An 18,277-nucleotide genomic window follows, 5' to 3' on the forward strand; every position below is an offset into this window, starting at 1 on the left:
GAGGGAATCGATCGTTAACGCATTACCCTGTCGTCAACGTAGTTACGTTTATCCGGCGCCGGTGGGAAATACTGGTACAGCCAGGTTTCACTGATGGCGTCGCCCTGGCAGCGCAGGAACAGACGCATATCCACCGGCTCCGTCGAATCCGACGTCGGGTACCAGTCAAACAGAATGCGATAGCCGTCAAACGGCTCAACGTAGAGGATTTCCACCTGCTTCGCTTCACCGCTGGAGAGCGTAATCACCGGCTCGATGCCTTTTGGCGCAGCGGCCTTCAGATCGCCGCCGACAAAATCTATCGCAAAGCGACGGGCCCACACTTTCGGGTAATTTTCGCCCGGCGCCCAGCCTTCCGGGAAGCCGCCCATGCCGGTGCGGGTCGCATAAACGTTCGCCAGCGGGGAGCGCACCGGCGGCATCGCGCTCCAGTAGAGACGATATTTGAAGTCCAGCTCGTCGCCCGCTTTTACCGCTTTTTCCGGCTGCCAGAAGCAGACCACGTTATCCAGCGTTTCACCGGTGGTCGGGATCTCCATCAGGCCAACCGCGCCTTTACCCCAGTCGTTACGCGGTTCCACCCACAGGCTTGGGCGCTTGTTGTACCACCCCATCACGTCCTGATAGTGCGAGAAATCGCGATCGAGCTGCAGCAGCCCGAACCCTTTCGGGTTTTTATCCATATAGGCATTGAACTGCAGCTTCTGCGGGTTGTTCAGCGGACGACAAATCCACTCCCCGTTGCCGCGCCACATCGCCAGGCGGTCGGAGTCGTGAATTTGCGGGTGAATGGTGTCGCACATGCGGCGTTCGTTATTGCCACAGCTGAACATGCTGGTCATCGGCGCGATGCCGAGCTGCTTGATGTCCTTACGCGCATAGAGGTGGTTTTCCACCTCCATGATCACCTGGCTCTTCTCGCAGTGGATCACGAACTTATAGGCGCCGGTGATGCTCGGGCTATCCAGCAGCGTATAGACGGTAAAGGTGGTGTCGCCGGGCTTGACGGTTTCAAACCAGAAGGCGGTAAAGTCCGGAAACTCTTCCGGCGTGTCGGTAAAGGTGTCTACCGCCAGACCGCGGGCGGAAAGGCCGTACTGGTAGGTGTCGTCCACCGCGCGGAAATAGCTGGCCCCCAGGAAAGAGACGATATCGCGACGCGCCAGCTCCGGCGCCTTAAACGCGCGGAAGCCCGCAAAGCCGAGATCGCTTTGCCCTTCCAGCTGTTTGGTATCCACGCCCGTTTCACCGTAGCTGAACAGCTCAGGACGGAAGTGGATCTCGCGCGCCATAGAGGTCGACTGGTCCAGCGAGAACATCCGCACGCGGCGGCGGAATCCCATTCCCATATGGAAGAACTGCACGTCCAGCTGACGCCCTTCAATGTTGTTCCACAGAGACTGCTTTTCGTCGTAGCGAATGGCGTTGTACGCCTGCGGCGTCATGGTTGCCAGCGTCTCCGGCAGCGGACGCGGCGCGCCACCCCACGGGGTTTTCGCCAGGTCATGCGCCATGGATTGCAGTACGGAGAAGTCAAAACGACGGCTCTGGCCGTCAGCAATGTCAGAGTCGGCAGCGTATGCCGCTTTGGAAAACAGGGAAGCAAGGCCGGATGTGCCGCTCAGGGCTGCCACTGCCAGCGAGCCTTTTAGAAAACGTCTGCGATTCATGCCTGGAAAAACGTCCTTATGGTCGTGTGAATGTGTTCCGCGCTCGGCGAAATGACGGCAAGAAAGAACGCACAGCCTAAACAAAAATGGTTAAGAATCCAATTGTTGGCCGGTGATTATATGAACAAAGTGAGAAATATTTTCTGTCGACCAGAACGGCCCGAAAGTGGTGTAAAGAAAGCCTGGAAAATGTGTATAAAAATGCCCCGTCAGGACATCAGCTGACGGGGCCAATGAGGCGGTTATTTTACGCTGACATCGATACCCGGGAAGTACTTATCAGCGAGTTTGGCGATCGTGCCGTCGGCACGTACCTTATCAATTGCGGCATCAAGCTGCTTTTTGGTGGCCTCGTCACCTTTACGCAACCCAAAGCCGATCCCACTGCCGAGGATAGTGTCGTCAGACACCGGCTTGCCGATGAAGCCAAACCCTTTCCCCTGCGGCTTGCTGAGGAAACCTGCCTGCCCGGCCGCGGACATGACCAGCGAGGCGTCGATACGGCCATTCAGCAGATCGCCCCAGGCCATATTCTGATCTTTATAAGACACCACGGTGACACCCTGCTTTTCCCAGTGCTCTTTGGCATAGGTTTCCTGAATGGAGCCCTGCAGCACGCCGATGGTTTTCCCCTTTAGCCCTTCAGGCGTCGCCTCGACCGCCGTACCGGCCTTGCCCACCAGCTGCGACGGAATACGGTAGATAGGCTGGGTAAAATCAATGCTCTTGCGGCGCTGCTCGGTGATATTCATCGCCGAGTTGATGGCGTCGAATTTCTTCGCCACCAGGCCCGGGATCAGCGCATCAAACGAGGTTTCCACCCAGCTGCACTTCAGCGCTGCCGCTTTGCAGATGGCGTTCCCCAGCTCAACGTCAAACCCTTCCAGTTCGCCTGCCGCATTGCGGCTTTCAAACGGCGGATACTCTGCTTCCAGACCGTAACGCAGCTCGGACGCCGCGAAGGAGGAAAAGGTACACAGCAATCCCATGCCGACAACTAACGCGCGTAATTTCATCTCATACTCCTCAGAGCCTATCTCAGCGTGGTTTAACCCGACACAGGGCATGGGCACCTGCCCGTAACGTTGCCTCATCTTTCGCAAAAGAGAGACGAATCAATTTATTATCCGTACCGTCCGCATAAAACGCCGACAGCGGAATAGTGGCAACACCGTACTCGACGATCAGCCGCTTCACCAGATCGCTGTCGCGCTCGTCGCTGAACTGGCTGTAGTCCGCCAGCATGAAGAACGATCCGGCGCTGGGAAGCAGCGTGAACGGCGAATCGGCCAGCAGACTCTGCAGCAGATCGCGCTTGCGCTGGTAAAACGCCGACAGCGACAGCCAGGTTTGCGGGTCGACCATATGTTCAGCAAACGCGTGCTGCATTGGCGTATCGGCAGAGAACATTAAAAATTGATGGACTTTACAAATCTCGTCCATCAGCACCGCCGGTGCAACACAGTAACCCACGCGCCAGCCGGTGACGTGATAGGTTTTTCCGAAAGAAGAAATAATCACGCTACGCTCCGCCAGCTGCGGGTGCGTGGCCATCCCGTGGTGCGGCTCACCGTCAAACACCACGTGTTCGTACACTTCGTCAGACAAAATAATGATGTCAGTATTGCGGGTCAGCGCCGCCAGCTGCTGCAGATCGTCGGCGGAGAAGACCTGACCGCTCGGGTTGTGCGGCGTATTGATGATAATCATGCGCGTGCTCGGGGAGATGGCAGCCCGGACCTCATCCCAGTTGACGGCAAAATCCGGCACGGTCAGCTTGATGGCAATTGGGGTTGCCCCCTGCAGACGGACAATCGGCGCGTAGCTGTCAAAAGAGGGCTCAAAGTAAATCACCTCATCACCCGGGTGCACCAGCCCGCTAATCGCCGAATAGAGACCTTCGCTGGCGCTAGCGGTCACCAGGACCTCGCCGGCCGGGTCATAGCGCGTGCCGTAAAGCGTGGCAATTTTATCGGCAATGCGCTCTTTAAGCGGCTGCAGGCCGGTCATCGCCGCATACTGGTTATGCCCCGACTCCATTGCGCGGGTGACGCCCGCAATCAGCTTCGGGTCGCAGGAAAAATTCGGTGCGCCCTGAGAAAGGTTAATCGCGTTATGCTGCGCCGAGAGCTGGCCGATAACGGTAAAAATGGTGGTGCCCACATCGGGCAGTTTGGAGCGCGTCTGCACTGGCGTTCGTAAAGTCATCCTCTTTCCCTTCTCATGGACATTGCATAACTATTCAAACAACATCTCTGTTGTCGGGACAATCGAATTGTTGTCATAATAGCCATGAGAAAAATGCATAGCTGAGGGTTTTCCATGTCGCGCCGTTCGCTCCCGCTCAATGCCATCGACGCATTTTTAGTCACCGCGCGTCACCTGAATCTGACCCATGCTGCCGCAGAACTTTGCCTGACGCAGGGGGCCGTGAGCCGCAAGATCGCGTCCCTCGAGGCGTGGTTTGGCTTTCCGCTTTTTGAACGCCACGCGCGCGGCCTGCGCCTCTCTTCGCAGGGCAGCGCCCTGCTTCCGGAGCTGCAGTCTGCTTTTGAACAATTGCTGACCGTGGCCGACCAGGCCCGCAGCCAGCAGACCGTGATCCGGCTCAAGGCGCCCACCTGCGCCATGCGCTGGCTGGTGCCGCGCCTGCTGGAGGTGGAGCGTGAGCAGCCGGATCTGCAGATCGCCCTGACCACCACTACCGATCACAACGTCAATTTCAAAACCGAATCTTACGACGCGGCCATCGTGTTCGGGACGCACATGAGCGCAGGCGACCTGCTGTTCGAAGAGGCGCTCACCCCGGTGATAAGCCCGGTGCGGTCGGGCGCAATGCTGGGATCGCTGACGTTCCTGCACCCCACAAGAGATAAGACAGACTGGTCGCTGTGGCTGACGAAACAGGAAGGTCCGGGCTTTGCTATGCACAAAAATCAACACTTCGACACGATGGATCTCGCCATCACGGCCGCCATTCAGGGGCTGGGCGTTGCCATTGCCGACGAAACGCTGGTGGCCGAAGATGTCCGCGCGGGAAGACTGATGCGGCCTTATGAAACCAGCATAAAAACCGGCGCCAGCTACCGGCTGGTGCTGCGCGAAACGCCAGGCGAGGAAAACGGACTGGCGGCGTTTCGCGCCTGTTTGCTTAATCGAGGCTGACGTGGTGCTTCATTACCCGTTTGAAGAGGCTCATGCGGGCGCGCATAAAGCGGTTTTCAAGCCGAAAACCTGCATGTTTATTCACACCAATGCGTAACAAAACGTCCCGCCCTTTTCGGCATGCGGGCCAGTGCGTCGGCCCGGGCAGGATCTCGCGAGGACCAGCGTCACGCGCAAAGCTCACCCAGTAATCGGCCACGTGGGCAGCAAACTGCAGATCCCGTTCGTTTACGTACTGACGTGAAGGCTCTAGCTGACCTAACGTATCAAAGACATAGGGAACCTCGTTGCCGTGCCAGGCACCGTTGATATAGGTGGCATGTTCCGCTTCCGCGACATAGTCAAACCAGTAACGCCAGCACAATCCGCCGACGCGCTGCTGAGCCTGCATCACGACGAAGCCCATCGTGGTGAACGCCATGTCGCGGCACACCTGCCTGCCCAGCTCTTCATCGCCTTTGACGCCAGGATAGAGCAGCTTAATCAGCCCCAGTCCGAAGCGCCGCTCCCGGCGGAGCTTCTGGATTTGCCCGGCGAGATCGATGCCAAACACCGCCATTACGCTGGCCTCATCGCTGTTCGACCCAATCATCACCGGTACGGGATGCTGGCGGGCAGCGAAAAAGACGTCCAGCATCGCTTCGGGCAGAACGCAGTCCCCTACGATGGGCGCCGGTGCGACGTTCAGCGGCGCGGTTAACGGCCAGAACGCCTCGGGAGGAATGGCGCGCAGCTGCTCAGCAGTCGCCTTCTCCAGGCCAAAATGGGCGGCCAGCGCCTCCCCTTTTTGCAGCGCCTGCTCGCGCGGCGTGTCCGGCAAGGTGTACCCGCTTTGCACAATCGCCTTGTGGAACAAACCAGCCGCCAGGGGCGATGCCAGCAGAGAAAGCACGCTGCGCGCACCGGCGGATTCGCCAAACAGGGTCACGTTAGCGGGGTCGCCACCAAATGCGGTGATATTGTCCCTAACCCATTCGAGCGCGGCGATCTGATCCAGCAATGCAAAATTATGCACCACGCGATCTTCCTCGCCCTCCAGCACGGGATGGGCGAAAAAGCCGAGATGGCCGAGACGGTAGTTGATTGTCACGACAACAACGCCTCGCGTAGCCAGCGCTTTACCGCTATAGGGCGGTAACCCCCCCGCGCCAATGGTAAAGCCACCACCGTGCAGCCAGACCATAACCGGAAGCGCCCCGGCGCGCTCTTTGGGGGACCAGACGTTCAGATAAAGACAGTCTTCCGAGAACTGACCGGGATCGCCCCCGCCCAGCTCCTGACAATATTCGCTGCTTTGCCAGCTTGAGGCCGAAAAGGCGGTGGCCTCGCGAACGCCATCCCACGGCTCAGGGGGCCGCGGGGAGCGCCAGCGCCACTCGCCCACGGGCGGTGCAGCATAAGGAATACCGCACCAGACGTGGACATTTTCATCGGTTAAACCAGAGAGTGCGCCCTGGCGCGTTTCAACCACAGGGGCGGAAGGATTTTGCATAACGACCTTATTTTTTCCATCACACCCCAGCAGAGTAACGATTTCAGAGCAAACCGCAACGCTGTTTGCTGCGCGTTTCAGCCTCCTGGTAAAGGGTAAACTCGTCATACACCGGGCAGCCCAGCGCGTCTTCAAACGCATCGCGGCTGGCGTTACCGTGGCTGCGGGCCTGGGTTTCATTCCCGAGATTGGACTGGAAAATCCCCGCGGCGCTAACCGGGAGGAAATCTTCGTAGGTGATCGGCTGGGCAACCACCCATCCGCGCTCGATCAGCGGTTGCGGATCGTCTCCCGGCCGGAACGCATGGCGATGCGCTTCACCCGCAGGCGTCAGACGGTAGCGGAAATACGCCAGCTCCTGACGGCGCATTAACAGTTCGCTGTCCGGGAAGGCGCTAAAGATCTCCCGCAGATGCAGCTGATGGGTCAGGTTATCTTTACCGGTACCGGCCTGGGCAAGCAGGCTATCGTACAGCTCCCGGCCTTTCGGGGTCAGCGCCACGCCGCGCTGTTCAATCTCACCGAAGCGCGCGGTGTGGGTGCCCTTATGTTCCCCGGCAAACAGCACCGGCTCTTCCAGCGCCTTGAAGCTGGTTTGACGCAGCAGGACGGGCACCTCGCGACGCGGCGGGCCTTCTATCAGAATTTTCGGCTCGATACCGTACTTCGGCATCAGCTCCTGCACCCGATCAATATCCAGCGTGCGCGGCGTAAGGTGGTTAATGTGGCAGCCGGGGAAGCAGACCCCATCGGCAATCAGCCGGTGCTCGTTGTGGAGCGCAAGATAGGTTTCCTGATCGACCGTCGCGTGACGGTGCCAGCGGAAGGTTTCCAGCGCTTCCTGCACAAACTCGTGCGCCTGCTCGTCAGTAAAGTGCCCTTCCGATTCATACAGATCGAGAAGCGCCAGACAGCGCGGGGTGAAGATGTTCCGGTGAGAGAGGATTTCCGCCGCACGTTCGCGCAGCGCGACGTTTTCAATCAGCTCAAGGCGCAGCAGCGAAGTAAAGATGCGGAACGGATTACGGCACAGCGCCGCATCATCGATCGGGCGAAACGCCGTTGAGTGAACCGGCACCCCCGCCTGGGAGAGATCGTAATAGCTGACCGGGTACATGCCCATAATGGCAAACATACGGCGCAGGGTTGAAAGTTCTTGCGCACTGCCAACGCGAATTGCTCCGTGACGCTCCACGTTCAGGCGCGCAAGCTCATCGGCGTTTGCCAGTTGTTCATGTAATAGTGGGTTATTTTCCAGCACCGCCAGGTTTACGTCCGCTACCAGTTCAAGCAAGGTGCCGTACTGCGGAACTTCCTGCTGGTACATCGCCGACATAGCCTGCGAAAAGTGTTCCCGAATGTCATCAGCCGTGATGGTGTTCGCCATGATGTCATGCCTCCAGTGAATATTACCTGGAGTGTAGAGAAACCCGTTCCTTCCGGGGGGAAAGATTTCTGATTTGTGATCTTAAGACGACAGTGGTCAAACCGTGTGCGACTGGCCTCTTAACAAGCCTCAACGAAACCGCCCTTTCGTGCCCGACGCTTTTTATCCAGGATTTTCCTTATAATTATTTAGGGTTTCGCTTTCTAGCTATAAAGGAGTATTTTTTTATTTTCCTCTGACGGCAAATTAACCAATTTTAACGCGTCATTATTTTTATCCTCAGCTTTCGAATTTTTAGCTCAAAGTTAGGAATAATCTGAACAGTTGTTTACAAGTCCTTCCTGTCTATCCATATTTCCAGCTCAAGCGAAGCGCAAATTTACAAATATTTAAAAATAACGCAACCGCAAATAGCCAAATGCATTTGACGGATGCCGCACAGCGACTAGAGTTATTACTCGAACGACGAGTGATACGGAAATATTTTCGTATCGTACTGACATAACCAATATATGACTATGAGGTTTAATATGGCAGAGCATCGTGGTGGTTCCGGTAATTTCGCTGAAGACCGTGAAAAAGCATCAGAAGCTGGACGTAAAGGTGGCCAGCATAGCGGTGGTAATTTTAAAAACGATCCGCAACGCGCATCTGAAGCGGGTAAGAAAGGGGGACAGAACAGTCACGGCGGAGGCCGTAAATCTGATAACTCCTGATCTTATTTAGTACTCTTTTAATAAAACCAGAGAGCATGCTGCGGGCTGAAAAGCTCGCAGTACCCATTCTTTATTTTACCGGAGCGTAATTATTATGAATATGAAAAGTGTTGAGGATGTATTTATTCATCTTCTCTCGGACACCTACAGTGCGGAAAAACAGCTGACTCGCGCGCTTAGCAAGCTTGCCCGCGCCGCATCCAGCGAGAAGCTGAGCGCAGCCTTTACCGCGCACCTGGAGGAGACGCAGGGTCAGATCGAACGTATCGACCAGATTGTCGAACAGGAAGAAGGAATTAAGATTAAACGCATGAAGTGCGTGGCGATGGAAGGCTTAATTGAAGAAGCCAACGAAGTGATCGAAAGCACCGAAAAAAATGAAGTGCGTGATGCTGCCTTAATTGCCGCTGCGCAAAAAGTCGAGCATTACGAAATAGCCAGCTACGGTACCCTTGCCACATTAGCAGAACAACTGGGCTATAAAAAAGCCGTTAAGCTTCTTGCCGAAACCCTGGAAGAAGAAAAAGAGACCGACCTGAAACTCACCGATCTGGCCGTAGGCAATATTAACCAAAAAGCGCAAAAATGACGCTATAACACAGGTTAAATAAAATGAGCATCAGTCCCAGGACAATTAAACGGTGCCATTTAGCGGCAGCAATAATATGGTTCATTCTCGCTATCCCTTCCGTAATATGGTGGAAGAACAGCGTGCTATGGGTCATTATCATCAGTATTTATGCCAATATTGTCGGCCATTTATCTGGCTATAGTGCCGCACGTGCCGATCAGGCTGCTGAAAGTGAGAACAAATAAGCGAACCCCTAATGAGGATACAATGATGAATCACGTAGAACACTACCATGACTGGCTACGCGATGCCCATGCAATGGAAAAGCAAGCCGAATCAATGCTGGAATCCATGGCCAGCCGTATCGATAATTATCCTGATGTTCGCGCCAGAATTGAGCAACATATTAATGAGACAAAACGGCAAATCACATTGCTGGAGGAAATCCTCGACCGTAATGATATTTCTCGTTCGGTCTTAAAAGACTCGATGAGCAAAATGGCGGCGCTGGGACAATCCATCGGCGGCATGTTCCCTTCCGACGAAATCGTGAAGGGCTCGATCAGCGGCTATGTTTTCGAACAGTTTGAAATCGCCTGCTATACCTCCCTGCTAGCGGCGGCGAAAAAAGCGGGCGATACCGCTTCAATACCCGCTATTGAGACGATCCTCGCCGAAGAGCGCGAAATGGCCGACTGGCTGATTCGTCATATCCCGCAAACGACGGAACAGTTCCTGCTGCGTTCAGACGCGTCGGGTGTCGAAGCGAAAAAATAACCCACAGGAGAGTGAGCATGTTTCGACACGTCAAACAGCTGCAATACACGGTTCGCGTCGCCGAACCGAATCCCGGCCTTGCCAACCTTTTACTGGAACAATTTGGCGGGCCGCAGGGTGAACTGGCTGCCGCCTGCCGGTACTTTACGCAAGGGTTGAGCGATGACGATCCGGGCCGTAAGGATATGCTGATGGATATCGCAACCGAGGAGTTAAGCCACCTCGAAATTATCGGCACCCTGGTCGGTATGCTGAATAAAGGTGCCAAGGGCGCGCTGGCGGAAGGGGTGGAAAATGAGGCCGAGCTCTATCGCTCCATGACCGAAAACGGGAATGACAGCCACATCACCTCCCTGCTCTACGGCGGCGGTACGCCGCTCACCAACTCAGCAGGCGTGCCCTGGACGGCGGCCTACGTCGACACCATTGGCGAGCCGACGGCGGACCTACGCTCAAACGTGGCGGCCGAAGCCAGAGCCAAAATCATCTATGAACGGCTGATCAACGTGACCGACGATCCCGGCGTTAAGGACGCGCTGGCGTTTCTGATGACGCGTGAGGCGGCGCATCAGCTCTCCTTTGAGAAGGCGCTGCAGTCCATCCGTAATAATTTCCCGCCGGGAAAACTGCCGCCAATCGAGGAATTCACCAACAAGTACTACAATATGTCTGAAGGTGGAGAGGTTCGCGGAAGCTGGAACAGCGATAAACATTTCGATTACGTTGAGTCCCCCCAGCCTGCGGTTGACGGCGGCGATGGCAGTGCCAGCGTGACGCTCACAACCGAGCAGGCAACCCTGGTTAAGGCGATGTCTGCCCGCACGAAGTCCGATCCACATTCCGACCCGCTGACCGGTGCCGAGCTGGGTGCCGGTAAGACTAAACCGTAATCGGTTTGCCGGGCAGTCCTGAACTGCCCGGCAAGTCGCGTGCCCCATCGTCTCAGAGGTACGGACCATGTTCGAACTCGATGCATTTCATCTGGCCAGAATTCAGTTCGCTTTTACCGTCTCGTTCCATATCCTTTTTCCCGCGATCACCATCGGCCTCGCCAGCTATCTGGTGGTGCTGGAAGGCATGTGGCTGCGCACCAAAAACGACGTCTGGCGATCGCTATACCACTTCTGGCTAAAGATATTTGCCGTTAACTTCGGCATGGGCGTCGTTTCCGGGCTGGTTATGGCGTATCAGTTTGGCACCAACTGGAGCGGGTTCTCCCAGTTCGCGGGCAGCATTACCGGCCCGCTTCTGACCTATGAGGTGTTAACCGCCTTCTTCCTGGAGGCCGGATTCCTCGGCGTTATGATGTTCGGCTGGAACAAGGTCGGGCCGGGCCTGCACTTCTTTTCGACCTGCATGGTGGCGCTCGGCACGCTAATGTCGACCTTCTGGATCCTCGCCTCCAACAGCTGGATGCATACGCCGCAGGGTTTCACTATCGAAAATGGGCAGGTTATCCCGCAGGACTGGCTGGCCATCGTTTTTAACCCCTCCTTCCCTTACCGTCTTATTCATATGGCTATCGCCGCGTTCCTGAGCAGCGCGCTGTTTGTCGGCGCGTCGGGCGCCTGGCACCTGCTGCGCGGGAACGATACGCCAGCCGTTCGCACCATGTTTTCGATGGCGATGTGGATGGCGCTGCTGGTCGCGCCCATTCAGGCGGTGGTGGGCGATATGCACGGCCTGAACACGCTTGAGCATCAGCCGGCGAAAATTGCCGCCATTGAGGGTCACTGGGAAAATCCGCCCGGCGAGGCCACCCCGCTGCTGCTGTTTGGCCTGCCGGATATGGAGGAGGAGCGCACCAAATACGGTCTGGAGATCCCTGCCCTCGGCAGCCTGATCCTGACGCACAGTCTGGATAAACAGGTCCCCGCGCTGAAAGACTTCCCAAAAGAGGATCGCCCAAACTCGACCATCGTTTTCTGGTCGTTCCGCGTGATGGTCGGGATGGGGCTGCTGATGATTACTCTCGGTCTGGTCAGCCTCTGGCTGCGCTATCGTCATCGACTTTACCACTCGCGTCCGTTCCACTGGTTTGCCCTCTGCATGGGGCCTGCCGGGCTGCTGGCGCTGCTCGCCGGCTGGGTGACCACCGAAGTGGGCCGTCAGCCATGGGTTGTCTATGGCTACCTGCGCACCATCGACGCGGTATCGCTGCACAGCACCCTGCAGATGAGCATTAGCCTGCTGGCGTTCTTCGTCGTCTACTCATCCGTATTTGGCGTGGGCTATGTTTATCTTATCCGGCTGATTAAGAAAGGTCCTCAGCGCGTCGATACGCTGACGTCAAACACCTCGGGCACGCCAGCCCGTCCGCTGTCTGCAGCGGAGTCTGTTCCGGAAGAGGAGAGAATCTGATGGGCGTCGATATCTCGGTGATTTGGTTTGCCATCATCGTGTTTGCCACGCTGATGTATATCATTATGGACGGCTTCGACCTGGGGATTGGCCTGCTGTTTAACTTCGTGGGCGATGCGAAAGAGCGCGATGTGATGGTCAACAGCGTGGCGCCCGTCTGGGACGGCAACGAGACCTGGCTTGTCCTCGGCGGCGCGGGTCTTTTCGGCGCGTTTCCGCTGGCCTACGCGGTCATTATTGATGCGCTGACGATCCCGCTCACCGCAATGCTGATCGGCCTCATTTTCCGCGGGGTCGCCTTTGAGTTCCGCTTCAAAGCCACCCCTTCACACCGTAAATTCTGGGACTACTCCTTTGCCGGCGGCTCCCTGCTCGCTACCTTCAGCCAGGGCGTGGTGGTGGGCGCCGTGATCAACGGCTTTGACGTGGAGGGCCGACGCTTTGTCGGCTCGGCGCTGGACTGGTTCACGCCCTTTAACCTCTTCTGCGGCATCGGGCTGGTCGTTGCCTACACGCTGCTGGGCACCACCTGGCTCATTATGAAAAGCGAAGGCGCGCTGCAACAGCGCATGCGCGAACTGACCCGCCACGTGCTGCTTGCGCTGATGGTGGTTATCGCGGTGGTCAGCGTCTGGACCCCGCTCGGCTGGCAGTACGTCGCCGACCGCTGGTTTACACTGCCCAACTTCTTCTGGTTCCTGCCGGTTCCGCTGCTGGTCGGCATCTTCAGCGTGCTGATCTGGCGCCTGACCCGCAATCCGGACAGCCACGCGCGCCCTTTCCTGCTGACGCTGGGGCTGATCTTCCTCGGGTTCAGCGGGCTGGGTATCAGCCTCTGGCCGAACATTATTCCGCCGCGCATCACCCTGTGGGAGGCCGCAGCTCCGCCTGCCAGCCAGCTGTTTATGCTGGTCGGGACGTTATTGATTATTCCGGTGATCCTGGTATACACCGCCTGGAGCTACTACGTTTTCCGGGGCAAGGTCTCGGATACTGAAGGCTACCACTGAGGAACGCTATGACGGACTGGCATACACGGGCCATTATTTACCAGATTGATACCGCACTCTTTTATGACCTGAACGGCGATGGCTGCGGGGACATCGCCGGGATAACGGCCAAGCTGCGCTACATTCGCCGCATGGGGGCGACGGTTATCTGGATCACCCCGTTTTACCTCACGCCCTTTCTTGATGAAGGCTATGACGTCAGCGACCATCTCCAGGTGGATCCCCGCTTCGGAAAGCTGGCCGATATCATCACCTTTATCGAACAGGCCCGCGAGCTGGGCATGCAGGTCATTATCGAGCTGCTGATCCAGCACACCTCCGACGCGCATCCCTGGTTCCAGCAGGCACGCCGCAACCCGGCATCACCCTACCGGGATTACTACCTCTGGTCAGATAACGACGAGGACGATACGCCCCCCATGTTTCCCGGCGTGGAAAAGAGCATCTGGAGCTGGGACGACGAGGCGGGACAATACTACCGGCACATGTTCTATCGCCACGAACCGGACCTGAATCTGACCTCGCCAGTGGTGCTGAAAGAGATTGAGAACATCATCCTCTTCTGGCTCAAGCTGGGCGTGTCGGGATTTCGACTGGATGCCGCATCTCACCTGACCACCCAGGCGGGAAACGGTGATGAAAAAAAGGGCCTGTGGATCCTCGAGCATATGCGTCGTCTTATCGAGCAACACAACCCGGACGCGATCCTGCTGGGTGAGGTCGACGTTGAGGTGGAGGCCTATCAGGACTACTTTGGCAATAATGACCGCCTGAATCTGGTGCTCAATTTCTGGCTCAACAAATATTTTTACGTCAGCCTGGCCCGCAAAAGCGCCCGTCCGCTGCGCAACGCGGTGAAGAAGATGATCGTCCCGCCCGATTCATGCTGTTTTGCCAACTGGCTGCGCAATCACGACGAGCTGGATCTGGAGGGCATCAGCCAGAAAGACAAACAGTTTGTCCTCGATACCTTCGCCCCTGAAGAGGAGATGAACGTCTATCAGCGCGGGATCCGCCGCCGCCTGGCGCCGATGCTAAACGGCGATCTGAAGCGACTGGCGTTCTGCCATGCGGTGCTTTTTTCCCTGCCCGGCGTTCCGGTGATGCGCTACGGCGATGAGATCGGCATGGGGGATGACCTCGAGCTGGAGGAGCGCTACGCTGTGCGCACCCCGATGCAGTGGGCGGGATCGCAAGGCGGCGGTTTTTCGGCAGCCGACCCGAAAAAATTTATCGCGCCGATTATCGACCGCGGTCCTTATCGCTATCAGAAAATCAACGTCGCGGATTCGCTCCTCCACCGCAACTCGCTTCTGCACCGGATCATTGATATCGCCAATACCCGCTCGGAGTTCCCCGAAATCGCCGTTGCGCCCTTTCGGCTCCTCACGATCGATCGTGACGCGGTACTGGGGATCTATTACGAGACCGAAGAACGCAGCATCCTGACCTTTGTTAACTTCAGCGACCAGCCGGTGCAGTTCACCGTGAAGGGGATCCGCAACGCCACCTGGACCGCCTGTCTCGCGGACAAACGCTACAATGACGCGCTGGTTTGCGGTAAAACCTTCGAGCTCAGCCTTGGCGGCTACGGCTATCGCTGGTTCTGGACGCACCGCAGCGCGCTGCGCTGATTACGGTTTCCGGCGGGTTAGCAAACGCGTCAACACAATACCCGCCACCGCAAGGGCCCCTAACGCCACTTTGCCCGGCATATCGGAAGTCACGGACGACGCGCGAGTTTTCGCTTCATCAGTGAAACGGCCATGGATTTTGTGCAGGTCGTTAACCGGCTGGTCGAGATAATCCCGACGGTCCGGCGCGTTCAGATCGTCGGTCATCTGGCCTTCCCAGGCTTTCTTGACCATCAGCCTGTCCAGAAAACCTGGGAAGAGGAACTGCCCGACAATCGACTGAATGGTGCTGCTGCCAACCCACAGCTCGCGCACCGGCTTTTGCGCTACCCTGAAGATGGCGCTGGCGGCGACTTCAGGCTCGAACACCGGCGGTACCGGGCGCATCGCCCAGGCGAACTTATTCCTTGCCCATTCGAACTGCGGCGTATTGAGCCCCGGCATCTGCACCATCGAAAGCTGAACCCGGCTGTTCTCATGCATCAGCTCGGTACGCACCGCATCGGTGAACCCGCGGATCGCAGCTTTGGCACCGCAGTAGGCGGACTGCAGCGGAATGGAACGGTAGGCCAGCGCAGACCCTACCTGAATAATCACGCCCCTGTCGCGCGGAACCATGAGCTCGAGAGCCGCGCGGGTGCCGTTCACGTAGCCGAGGTATGTCACCTCAGTCACGCGCCGAAACTCGTCCGGCGTAAGGGTACGAAACGGTGCCAGCACGGCCCCCATGGCGTTGTTGACCCAGACATCAATCGCGCCGAGGCGATACTCAATCTCGTTAGCCGCATCCACCACCGCCTGACTGTCGGCGACGTCAGCCTGCACGGCGTGTGCATTTACGCCGAAGCGGCGCAGCTCTTCCTGGGTGGAGTGCAGGCTTGCCTCATCGCGGGCGATGAGGCCGACATCGTAACCTGCTTTTGCAAAGTGCAGCGCCGTGGCTTTTCCCACGCCCGCCGTCCCACCGGTAATGACTATGACAGCCATAGAACCTCCACGTGAGTTTATCCGTTATTTCCGTCCGACAATGCTGTCACCAGCTCGGCCAGCGAAAAATGCACCGCTTTTTCCACCACGTCCTGACAGTCTCCGGAGAAAAGTACGGTGCGGGTTTGCGTCTCGCCCTGGATGTTCCACGCAAAGCAGACCGTCCCCGCCGCCGTGCCATCGTCGCCCCCTTCCGGGCCAGCATAGCCGCTGATGGCGATACTGATATCTGCCTGGGCGATGTCGCGGATGCTGGCGGCCATCTCGGTCACCGTCTGCTCACTGACGGCGGTATAGCGCGCGAGCGTCTCAGGACGAACGCCGAGGATCCGCGCTTTGGCTTCGTCGCTGAATACGACCAGGCCAACATCATAAAAATCGGCCGTGTTCTCTTCGGCACAGAGTGCTACCGATAGCTTTCCGCCGGTACAGGATTCTGCCGTGGTTAAGCGAAGCCCGAGATCGGTTAATTTGCTCGCCAGTTTTTTCGTCAGTTCACCCACGGTATAATTGTTGTCGTGAAAAAGATTGCTCATCTTTTCGCCTCTTATTTCTCGAAAGGAATGATTGAAATATGTCCATTGCGCTCAAGTATGGCATATTTAATTTGGCTTATTTCGGTAATACCATTATTTTGACGTGCTGACACCAGAATATCATCACAGGATACATCGACTTTTTTCAGTTTATCGGCTAACGGCACGCCGTTCTCAACCAGAATAACGGGAGTACCGTCCAGAATATTCTCTACGGGCGAAAAATACTTTTTCATAAGGCCAAAAATAATATCCACCACCACCAGGGTGGTAATCGTAATCATCGCGCCGGTGACGGAAAAATCCTGTCCCAGTAGCGCCTGTTGCGTGGCTTCACTAATTATCAGGAGCAGAATGAGATCGAAGCTAGTCATCTGCAGCAGCGCACGCCGCCCGGCCACTTTGAAAACCACCACGAGGAACAGATAAATCGCCAGCGCACGAAAGACCATATCCATAACAGCCTCCTAGGGGTAAATAAATTGCCAGAAGGTTATCTCCGGCTCGCTGTTAATACGGATGGTTGTGTTCCATTTACCGGCTCTCGAAGGCGTGGTGAAGAATAACACAGAGAAGTTGTCTGATTTTTTCAAGTTGTTATAAACAAAATAGAGGGTCTTGCCCCGGCTGAACATGCTGTCAGGCTGCGGCCAGACGCTGCCAGGCTCGTAAACATCGCTGCTCTCGCTGGTCATGCTGAGAACATACTTACCCTCTGATTGCACCGGGAACGCCAGCTCCATTCGCGTCTCCGTCTCCCGTCGGCCAAACCGTTCATAGCTTATGGTCAGTGATTTTGCGGAATTGGTTTTGACCGTATCGCTGACCCACCCGCTTGAAAACAGGCCGGCGATAGCCGCGATGATAATAGCCAGCAGAACAATAAAACCCACCTGACGAAACGCGTATTCAAACGTCAGCAAGCGAAAACTCTCATCTATCCCGGGCAACTTTTCATTTTCACGCTTCATGGTCATCGTCACCGTTTCGCTTATTATCCGATAAGTTTGATTTCCCAAGCGAATGTTTTTAGGACTTATCACATTTGCCACATAAAGGAATAGCAACAATACTTAATAAGTCAAGACACCCAAAATGAAGGATATCCGATGAAATTATCGCTTATTTCCGCTTTTATGATATTTCTTGTTCCGGCCGCCTTCGCAGATAATAACGGCGGGTTACAAAAAGGTGAAGCTCCGCCGCCACCCCATGCGCTGGATAGCGGATATCGCGGAACCGATGATGCGCGTATTATGACCATCGATCAGGCAAAACAACTGCACGACGGTGCGACCATTTCACTGCGCGGTAATCTTATTGACGGTAGCGGCGATAAGTTTGTATTTCAGGATAAAACCGGAAAAATCGACGTTATTATTCCCCAGGCAGTCTTTGACGGCAGAACGGTAAAACCCGATCAGATGATCAGCATCAACGGTTCGCTTGATAAAAAATCATCTCCTGCCGTCGTCCGCGTCGATCGTTTGCAGAAATAATTCAGCGAAGCGTTAACGCTGCAGTTATCCATCAAATCTCACCCCTTGGCTTAAGGAGTCAGCTATGAGTGATACCCAACAACGTACGAACGCTTATCCGCAGCCCCCGTTCCCGGAACAGCCACAAACGCCACCGGGACTGGCATCCGAAATGCAGCCTGTACCCGACCACGGGGAAACCAGCTACAAAGGGCATGGCCGCCTGGCCGGTAAAAAAGCGCTGATCACCGGCGGTGACTCTGGTATCGGTCGCGCAGTGGCCATCGCCTATGCCCGTGAAGGCGCTGACGTGGCGATTAACTATCTGCCTGAAGAGGAAAAAGACGCCGCGGAGGTCATCGACCTGATCAAAGCCGAAGGCCGGAACGCCGTCGCGCTGCCGGGGGACGTTCTGGACGAAACCTTCTGCCAGAACCTGGTCGAAGAAGCCGTCTCGAAGCTGGGCGGGCTGGATATTCTGGTCAACAACGCC

20 protein-coding genes are annotated in these 18,277 nt (G+C 56.4%); 11 read left to right on the forward strand and 9 right to left on the reverse strand.

Annotation, left to right across the window (positions count from 1 at the left end):
- Nucleotides 1–14 precede the first annotated feature (14 nt).
- From ACWYRJ_RS13925 to ACWYRJ_RS13935, 3 genes are all read right to left on the reverse strand, one after another.
- Entirely contained in the window at nt 15–1,670 is a 1,656-nt protein-coding gene (locus ACWYRJ_RS13925; RefSeq protein WP_455508101.1) for a glucan biosynthesis protein, read from the reverse strand.
- A gap of 242 nt (nt 1,671–1,912) precedes the next feature.
- On the reverse strand, nt 1,913–2,686 hold the full coding sequence (locus ACWYRJ_RS13930; RefSeq protein WP_021242531.1) for a transporter substrate-binding domain-containing protein: 774 nt from the start codon (nt 2,684–2,686) through the stop codon (nt 1,913–1,915).
- Between the two features lie 22 nt (nt 2,687–2,708).
- Nucleotides 2,709–3,878: a methionine aminotransferase gene (locus ACWYRJ_RS13935; protein ID WP_455508102.1), complete on the reverse strand. Its 1,170-nt coding sequence runs from the start codon at nt 3,876–3,878 to the stop codon at nt 2,709–2,711.
- Between the two features lie 114 nt (nt 3,879–3,992).
- Between ACWYRJ_RS13935 and ACWYRJ_RS13940 the strand changes: the two genes are divergently transcribed.
- Complete coding sequence (locus ACWYRJ_RS13940; RefSeq protein WP_455508103.1) at nt 3,993–4,835, forward strand: LysR family transcriptional regulator; 843 nt, start codon at nt 3,993–3,995, stop codon at nt 4,833–4,835.
- Here ACWYRJ_RS13940 and ACWYRJ_RS13945 read toward each other — a convergent pair.
- Both ACWYRJ_RS13945 and hglS read right to left on the reverse strand, forming a co-directional pair.
- Nucleotides 4,822–6,327, reverse strand: coding sequence for a carboxylesterase/lipase family protein (locus ACWYRJ_RS13945; RefSeq protein WP_455508104.1), 1,506 nt, complete (start codon nt 6,325–6,327; stop codon nt 4,822–4,824). The genes ACWYRJ_RS13940 and ACWYRJ_RS13945 overlap by 14 nt on opposite strands.
- A 43-nt stretch (nt 6,328–6,370) precedes the next feature.
- A complete protein-coding gene (gene hglS / locus ACWYRJ_RS13950) occupies nt 6,371–7,714 on the reverse strand; it encodes a 2-oxoadipate dioxygenase/decarboxylase HglS (protein ID WP_455508105.1) in 1,344 nt (447 codons plus the stop codon).
- A 530-nt stretch (nt 7,715–8,244) separates the two neighbouring features.
- Between hglS and ACWYRJ_RS13955 the strand changes: the two genes are divergently transcribed.
- The 8 genes from ACWYRJ_RS13955 to ACWYRJ_RS13990 all read left to right on the forward strand — a co-directional run bounded on the left by ACWYRJ_RS13955 (nt 8,245) and on the right by ACWYRJ_RS13990 (nt 14,783).
- Nucleotides 8,245–8,430: a con-10 family general stress protein gene (locus ACWYRJ_RS13955; protein ID WP_004150795.1), complete on the forward strand. Its 186-nt coding sequence runs from the start codon at nt 8,245–8,247 to the stop codon at nt 8,428–8,430.
- Nucleotides 8,431–8,524: 94 nt separating this feature from the next.
- Nucleotides 8,525–9,019, forward strand: a complete 495-nt coding sequence (locus ACWYRJ_RS13960) for a YciE/YciF ferroxidase family protein (RefSeq protein ID WP_111964638.1) — start codon at nt 8,525–8,527, stop codon at nt 9,017–9,019.
- A 23-nt stretch (nt 9,020–9,042) separates the two neighbouring features.
- A complete protein-coding gene (locus ACWYRJ_RS13965; RefSeq protein WP_111964639.1) occupies nt 9,043–9,246 on the forward strand; it encodes a hypothetical protein in 204 nt (67 codons plus the stop codon).
- Nucleotides 9,247–9,271: 25 nt separating this feature from the next.
- Nucleotides 9,272–9,778, forward strand: coding sequence for a ferritin-like domain-containing protein (locus tag ACWYRJ_RS13970; protein ID WP_014883791.1), 507 nt, complete (start codon nt 9,272–9,274; stop codon nt 9,776–9,778).
- 17 nt (nt 9,779–9,795) lie between these two features.
- Complete coding sequence (locus tag ACWYRJ_RS13975) at nt 9,796–10,668, forward strand: manganese catalase family protein (RefSeq protein WP_008502274.1); 873 nt, start codon at nt 9,796–9,798, stop codon at nt 10,666–10,668.
- Between the two features lie 67 nt (nt 10,669–10,735).
- Nucleotides 10,736–12,139 (forward strand): cytochrome ubiquinol oxidase subunit I, encoded by a 1,404-nt coding sequence (locus ACWYRJ_RS13980; RefSeq protein ID WP_455508106.1) that lies wholly within the window; start codon nt 10,736–10,738, stop codon nt 12,137–12,139.
- Entirely contained in the window at nt 12,139–13,149 is a 1,011-nt protein-coding gene (cydB, locus tag ACWYRJ_RS13985; protein ID WP_115875026.1) for a cytochrome d ubiquinol oxidase subunit II, read from the forward strand. The genes ACWYRJ_RS13980 and cydB overlap by 1 nt, the downstream gene beginning before the upstream one ends.
- Nucleotides 13,150–13,157: 8 nt before the next feature.
- The gene (locus tag ACWYRJ_RS13990; RefSeq protein WP_455508107.1) at nt 13,158–14,783 is read left to right on the forward strand and encodes an alpha-amylase family protein; all 1,626 of its coding nucleotides are present in this window, start codon (nt 13,158–13,160) and stop codon (nt 14,781–14,783) included.
- Here ACWYRJ_RS13990 and ACWYRJ_RS13995 read toward each other — a convergent pair whose 3' ends face one another.
- The 4 genes from ACWYRJ_RS13995 to ACWYRJ_RS14010 are packed head-to-tail and all read right to left on the reverse strand — an operon-like array spanning nt 14,784 to nt 17,277.
- Nucleotides 14,784–15,770 carry an SDR family oxidoreductase gene (locus ACWYRJ_RS13995; protein WP_115875024.1) on the reverse strand — a complete coding sequence of 329 codons (987 nt, stop codon included), beginning with the start codon at nt 15,768–15,770 and terminating at the stop codon, nt 14,784–14,786.
- Nucleotides 15,771–15,787: 17 nt separating this feature from the next.
- Nucleotides 15,788–16,306 (reverse strand): 2-oxo-tetronate isomerase, encoded by a 519-nt coding sequence (locus ACWYRJ_RS14000; protein WP_455508108.1) that lies wholly within the window; start codon nt 16,304–16,306, stop codon nt 15,788–15,790.
- An 11-nt stretch (nt 16,307–16,317) separates the two neighbouring features.
- Complete coding sequence (locus tag ACWYRJ_RS14005; protein WP_008502280.1) at nt 16,318–16,764, reverse strand: DUF421 domain-containing protein; 447 nt, start codon at nt 16,762–16,764, stop codon at nt 16,318–16,320.
- Nucleotides 16,765–16,773: 9 nt separating this feature from the next.
- Nucleotides 16,774–17,277, reverse strand: a complete 504-nt coding sequence (locus tag ACWYRJ_RS14010; protein WP_111964738.1) for a hypothetical protein — start codon at nt 17,275–17,277, stop codon at nt 16,774–16,776.
- A gap of 138 nt (nt 17,278–17,415) precedes the next feature.
- Between ACWYRJ_RS14010 and ACWYRJ_RS14015 the strand changes: the two genes are divergently transcribed.
- Both ACWYRJ_RS14015 and ACWYRJ_RS14020 read left to right on the forward strand, forming a co-directional pair.
- Nucleotides 17,416–17,805: a YdeI family stress tolerance OB fold protein gene (locus ACWYRJ_RS14015; RefSeq protein ID WP_045910503.1), complete on the forward strand. Its 390-nt coding sequence runs from the start codon at nt 17,416–17,418 to the stop codon at nt 17,803–17,805.
- Between the two features lie 64 nt (nt 17,806–17,869).
- The coding region (locus ACWYRJ_RS14020; protein WP_455508109.1) for an SDR family NAD(P)-dependent oxidoreductase at nt 17,870–18,277 on the forward strand (408 nt) is incomplete at its 3' end.

This window comes from Enterobacter sp. (genome assembly GCF_977039595.1).